This window comes from Bradyrhizobium genosp. SA-3, from assembly GCF_004212635.1.
Lineage (GTDB): Bacteria > Pseudomonadota > Alphaproteobacteria > Rhizobiales > Xanthobacteraceae > Bradyrhizobium.
The window spans coordinates 1-1,803 of record NZ_PSRT01000295.1; the positions used below are offsets into that span (position 1 = coordinate 1).

Genomic DNA, 1,803 nt, shown 5'->3' on the forward strand with positions numbered 1-1,803 from the left:
CCGGCTCAATGTCGGCGACCACCCCTGTTACGGCCGTGCCCAGCGTCACCTCCGGCAGCGCTGCGCTTGCACCGGAGGCCGAGCGCCGCCAGCTCACCGTGATGTTTGTCGACCTGGTCGACTCGACCGCGCTCGCGGCGCGGCTCGATCCGGAGGAAATGGCGCAAGTCCTGCGGTCCTATCAGAGTGCAGTGGCGGGCGCGATCGCGCGGTTCGAAGGGCACGTGGCGAAGTACATGGGCGATGGTGTGCTGGCCTATTTCGGCTATCCGCGCGCCCATGAGGATGAGGCCGAACGCGCGGTGCGCGCCGGCCTCGCGGCCGTCGCGGCGGTACACAGCCTGGCATCGGCGGATGGTGAGACGCTGGCGGCCCGTGTCGGCATCGCGACCGGTCCGGTGGTAGTCGGCGAGTTGATCGGCGAAGGTGCGGCGCGCGAGGAGACCGTGGTCGGCGACACGCCGAACCTCGCGGCGCGGCTGCAGGCCATGGCCGCGCCCGGCACTGTGGTGATTTCCGCCCGCACCCGGGAGCTCATTGGCGGACTGTTCGAGCTTACCGAACTCGGCATGCAGATCTTGAAAGGCTTTCCCGTTCCGGTGCGGCCGTGGCGCGTGGTCGGGGAAGGCGCCGCCGAGAGCCGGTTCGAGGCGTTGCACGGGGCTGGACTGACGCCGCTGGTCGTCGCGACCATGAGATCGGCCTGCTGCTCGAGCACTGGGAGCGGGCCAAGGAGGGTGACGGCCAGGTGGTTCTGCTGACGGGCGAGCCTGGCATCGGCAAGTCGCGTCTTCTGCGGGCGCTGCGCGGGCGACTTGAGAATGAGCCGCATACGGCCCTGAGCCACTACTGCTCACCGCACCATCAGACCAGCCCGCTCTATCCAGTGATCGGGCATTTGGAGCGGGCGGCGGGCTTCGCCGCGGACGATCCCGCTGCAACGCGGCTCGACAAGCTCGAGGCGCTGCTTGCGCTATCGACCGAACATGTCGCCGCGGTGGCTCCGCTGCTCGCGGCCTTGCTGTCGCTGGAGACGGATGCGCGCTACCCGCCGCTCGACATGAGCCCGCATCGGCAGAAGGAGCGGACGCTTGACGAGCTGGTCGATCAGGTCCTGGGTCTCGCGACTCGCCGGCCCGTCCTCGCCCTGTATGAGGACGTGCACTGGGCTGATCCGACCTCGCTCGAGCTGCTCGATCTCCTGGTGGACCGGGTGCAAAGTGCTCCCGTGCTCGTTCTCATCACCTTCCGGCCCGAGTTCGTGCCGCCCTGGATGCACTATGCCCATGTCTCCGCGCTGACCCTCAGCCGGTTGAGCCGCCGGGAGGGTGCGGCCATCGTCGCGCGGCTGAGCGGCGGCAAGGCGCTACCTCCTGCGGTGCTCGACCAGATCGTCGCCAAGACGGATGGCGTGCCGCTGTTCCTCGAGGAGCTGACGCGGACTGTGCTGGAGACCAATCTGCTCCGCGATGAGGGCGACCATTACGCGCTCGCGGGGCCGCTGCCGCCCATGGCGATCCCGACGACGCTCCAGGAGTCGCTGCTGGCGCGTCTCGATCGGCTGGCTCCGGCCCGTGAGGTGGCCCAGGTCGCGGCCACGATTGGCCGGGAATTCTCGCACGAACTGCTCGCGATGACGGCGGCGCTGCCGGAGAGCGATCTGCAGGCGGGGTTGGATGACCTCGTCGGCTCGGGCCTCGTGTTCCGGCGCGGGACGCCGCCGCACGCGACCTACAGCTTCAAGCATGCGCTCGTGCAGGACGCCGCCTATGCGACCCTGGTGCGTCCGAAGCGGCAGCGCTT

The 1,803-nt window shown here is 69.3% G+C and carries 1 pseudogene; it reads left to right on the forward strand.

Annotation, left to right across the window (positions count from 1 at the left end):
* Positions 1 to 1,803: pseudogene (locus tag CWO91_RS45365) on the forward strand (AAA family ATPase); the annotation flags it as partial.